Source organism: Streptomyces sp. NPDC057474 (assembly GCF_042802555.1).
In the GTDB taxonomy this organism is placed as follows: domain Bacteria; phylum Actinomycetota; class Actinomycetes; order Streptomycetales; family Streptomycetaceae; genus Streptomyces.
This window is the reverse complement of record NZ_JBHVDX010000435.1, coordinates 1-3,505: the sequence shown is the minus strand read 5'-3', so window position 1 is coordinate 3,505 and position 3,505 is coordinate 1. Positions and strand designations below refer to the sequence as shown.

Below are 3,505 nucleotides of genomic sequence, written 5' to 3'. Positions count from 1 at the left end.
CCCGAGGGCTTCCTCCGCCCTCGGGGGAACGGCCCTGCGGCTCCTACGCCGAAGTCGTCACCAGCGGCGGCAGCGCCCCCGTCTTCGCCGCCTGTCCGTACCAGTACGCGCTCGACTTCGGCGTACGAGCGAGGGTCGCGTAGTCCACGTACACCGCCCCGAACCGCTTCCCGTACCCGTACGCCCACTCGAAGTTGTCCATCAGGGACCACAGGTAGTACCCGCGCACATCCGCGCCCTCGGCGATCGCGCGCCGGACCGCCCGCAGGTGGCCGTGCAGGTAGGCGATGCGCTCGGGGTCGTGGACGCGACCGTCCGAGTCCATCTTGTCGTCGTACGCCGCCCCGTTCTCCGTGATGTACATGGGCAGTCCCGGGGCCTCCCGCGAGTACCGCATGATCAGCTCGTGCAGACCCGTCGGGTCGATGGTCCAGCCCATCTCCGTACGCTCGCCCGGGGTCTGGTGGAACAGGACGTCGTCCGCGCCCGGCCACGGCGAGTGGTTGCTCGCCCCGTGGCCGTCCGCACGCGGCCCGATCGCGTCGGCGGCGGCCGCGCCCACCAGCGTCGGCGTGTAGTAGTTCAACCCCAGCGCGTCCAACGGCTGGTTGGCCGCCGCCACGTCACCGTCCTGCACGAACGACCAGTCCGTCAGCGACGAGGTCGCGGCGAACAGGGTCTCCGGGTACGCCCCCTGCAGCATCGGCCCGTGGAAGACGCCGTTCGCGAGGTCGTCGATCTTCCGGGCCGCGGCCACGTCCTCGGGGGAGCTCGTGATCGGCCGTACCACCGACGAGTTGAGGCTCACGGCGATCGAGTTGCGGGCGGGCATCGCCGAGCGGAGCGCCGAGACCCCCAACCCGTGCGCCACGTTCAGATGGTGGGCCGCGCGCAGCGACGCCACCGGGTCCGTACGGCCCGGCGCGTGCACCCCGGAGCCGTAGCCGAGGAACGCGGTGCACCACGGCTCGTTGAGGGTGATCCACTGCTCGACACGGTCGCCCAGCGCCTCGCCCACGATCCGCGCGTACTCGGCGAAGCGGTGGACGATGTCCCGCTCGGGCCAGCCGCCCGCGTCCTCCAACTCCTGGGGGAGGTCCCAGTGGTAGAGGGTGACGGCCGGCTTGATGCCCTTGTCCAGCAGCTCGTCGACCAGACGGCGGTAGAAGTCGAGGCCGCGCTGGATCGCGGGGCCCCGGCCCGTCGGCTGCACCCGCGACCAGGAGATGGAGAAGCGGTACGAGTTGAGGCCCAGGTCCGCCATCATCGCCACGTCGTCGCGGTAGCGGTGGTAGTGGTCGACAGCGATGTCACCGGTCTCGCCACCGGCGGTCTTGCCCGGGGTGTGGCTGAAGGTGTCCCAGATGGAGGGCGTACGGCCGTCCTCCCGCACCGCTCCCTCGATCTGGTATGCGGAGGTGGCCGCGCCCCAGAGGAAGGCGGGAGGAAAGGTCACCGGCGTTGTGGGCTCAGGCATGGAAGCGCTCCCATAGGTGGTCGGGTAGACCGACGGAGGATTGGTGGGGGGAGAGGGAGGAGAGGAACAGGGGTCGAGGCGGCGGTGACCCGACCCCCGGGAGAAGTGCGAGGTGTCGTCGGGCCGTCAGCCCTTCACCGCGCCCTGCATGATGCCCCCCACGATCTGCTTGCCGAAGATCGCGAAGACCAGGAGCAGCGGCAGCGTGCTGAGCAGCGCGCCCGCCATGATCAGGGCCTGGTCGGGGGTGTAGCCGCGGCCCAGGCCGGCCACCGCGACCTGCACGGTCGGGTTGCCGAGCTGGGTCAGGACGAGGAACGGCCACAGGAAGTCGTTCCAGGTCTGCACGAACATCAGCATGCCCAGGACGGCCATCGCCGGCCGCGCGGCCGGGAACACCACGTGCCAGATCACCCGCCAGCTGCTCGCGCCGTCGACGCGGGCCGCCTCGATGATCTCGTCGGGCAGGGCCTGGAGCAGGTACTGCCGCATGAAGAACACGCCGAACGCGCTCACCAGCGAGGGCAGGATCACCGCCTGGAGCTGGTCGGTCCAGTCGAGCTTGGCGACCATCATGTAGAGGGGGATCACCTGGAGCTGCGGCGGCACCATCATCGTGCCGATCACGATCAGCATCAGGGCGCCCCGGCCCCGGAAGCGCAGCTTGGCGAAGGCGAAGCCGGCGATCGTGGACAGGAAGACGATGGTCAGCGAGGAAACGCCCGCCACGATCGTCGTGTTGAGGAACGCCTCGCCCAGATTGGCGTCGCTCCAGGCCACTTCGAGCTTGTCGAAGAGGTTCGCGCCGAACCAGAACGGCGGCGGGGTCTCCGCCAGCCGCGCGTTGTCCCGGGAGGCGGCGACCGCCGTCCAGAACAGCGGGAACAGCGCGATCAGGGTGAACGCGATGAGAATGATGTAGGCGACGGGCCCGGCGTGGTGCTGCCCGCCCGCGCGTGCCGCCTTCGACCCGCGCCTGCGCCGCCCGTTCTTCGGGGGCTCGGGTACCGCGTCGGCCGGGGGTTTGGTGATAGTCGTCGTCACGGCCGGTCTCCTAACTACTGGCGCGCAGCCGGCGCGAGATGACGTAGTTGATGATTCCGACCACGATGAGGATCAGGAACATCGTCCAGGCGATCGCCGAGGCGCGGCCCAGGTGCTGGTTCACCCAGCCCTGCTCGTACAGGTACAGGCCGAGTGTCTGGAACTGGTGCTGGGAGCCGCCGGATGCGCCCTTGTTGGCGTCGAACAGCAGGGGCTCGGCGAAGAGTTGCGAGGCACCGATCGTCGAGACGACCACGGTGAACAGGATCGTCGGGCGCAGCGACGGCAGCGTCACATGGATGAACTGCTTCCAGCGGCTGGCTCCGTCGAGGGCCGCGGACTCGTACAGGTCCTGCGGGATCGCCTGCATCGCGGCGAGGTAGATCAGCGCGTTGTACCCGGTCCAGCGCCAGATGACGATGGTCGACACGGCGATCTTCGAGTACCACGTGCCGTTCTGCCAGTCGATGTGGTCGAAGCCGAGCATCCCCAGGAACCAGTTGATCATTCCGTAGTCGCGGCCGAAGAGCAGCACGAAGACCAGGGTGGCGGCGGCGATCGAGGTGGCGTACGGGGCGAGCATCACGACCCGGTAGAAGGTCGAGGCACGGAGCTTGTAGTTGAGGATGTGCGCGATGCCCAGCGCCATCATCAACTGCGGGACGGTCGAGATGACCCCGATGATCAGCGTGTTCTTCGCCGCGTTCCAGAAGAACTCGTCGTCGAAGATCCGTGTGTAGTTGCGCAGCCCCGCCCAGCTCATGTCGGTGGGGGCGGTCAGTTCCACGGTGTGCAGCGAGGCCCAGCCGGTGTAGAGCAGCGGGAACAGGCCGAACGCGATGAACAGCAGGAAGAAGGGGGAGACGAAGGCGTACGGGCTCCAGCGCATGTCCCGCTGCCAGCGGCGGGACAGCCGGGCCCGGCGACGTTCCTCGGTCGTGGACTCCGCGGGGGGGGGGGCGGGGGCCGCGCCCCCCTTCGTGG

General features: G+C 69.1%; 3 protein-coding genes. All 3 read right to left on the bottom strand.

All coding sequences use genetic code 11. The annotated features are described in order from the left end of the window. Window positions 1-43: 43 nt before the first annotated feature. Window positions 44-1,477: a GH1 family beta-glucosidase gene (locus tag ACFU53_RS47315; protein ID WP_384006652.1), complete on the bottom strand. Its 1,434-nt coding sequence runs from the start codon at window positions 1,475-1,477 to the stop codon at window positions 44-46. 126 nt (window positions 1,478-1,603) lie between these two features. Beyond that, entirely contained in the window at window positions 1,604-2,521 is a 918-nt protein-coding gene (locus ACFU53_RS47310; RefSeq protein ID WP_384006648.1) for a carbohydrate ABC transporter permease, read from the bottom strand. 10 nt (window positions 2,522-2,531) lie between these two features. Then, window positions 2,532-3,505 (bottom strand): carbohydrate ABC transporter permease (locus ACFU53_RS47305; protein ID WP_384006645.1); only part of this gene is annotated, 974 nt, incomplete at its 5' end.

Coding starts and splice junctions, on each gene's coding strand:
- ACFU53_RS47315 (WP_384006652.1), bottom strand. CDS start 1,477: ATGCCTGAGCCCACAACGCCGGTGACCTTTCCTCCCGCCTTCCTCTGG.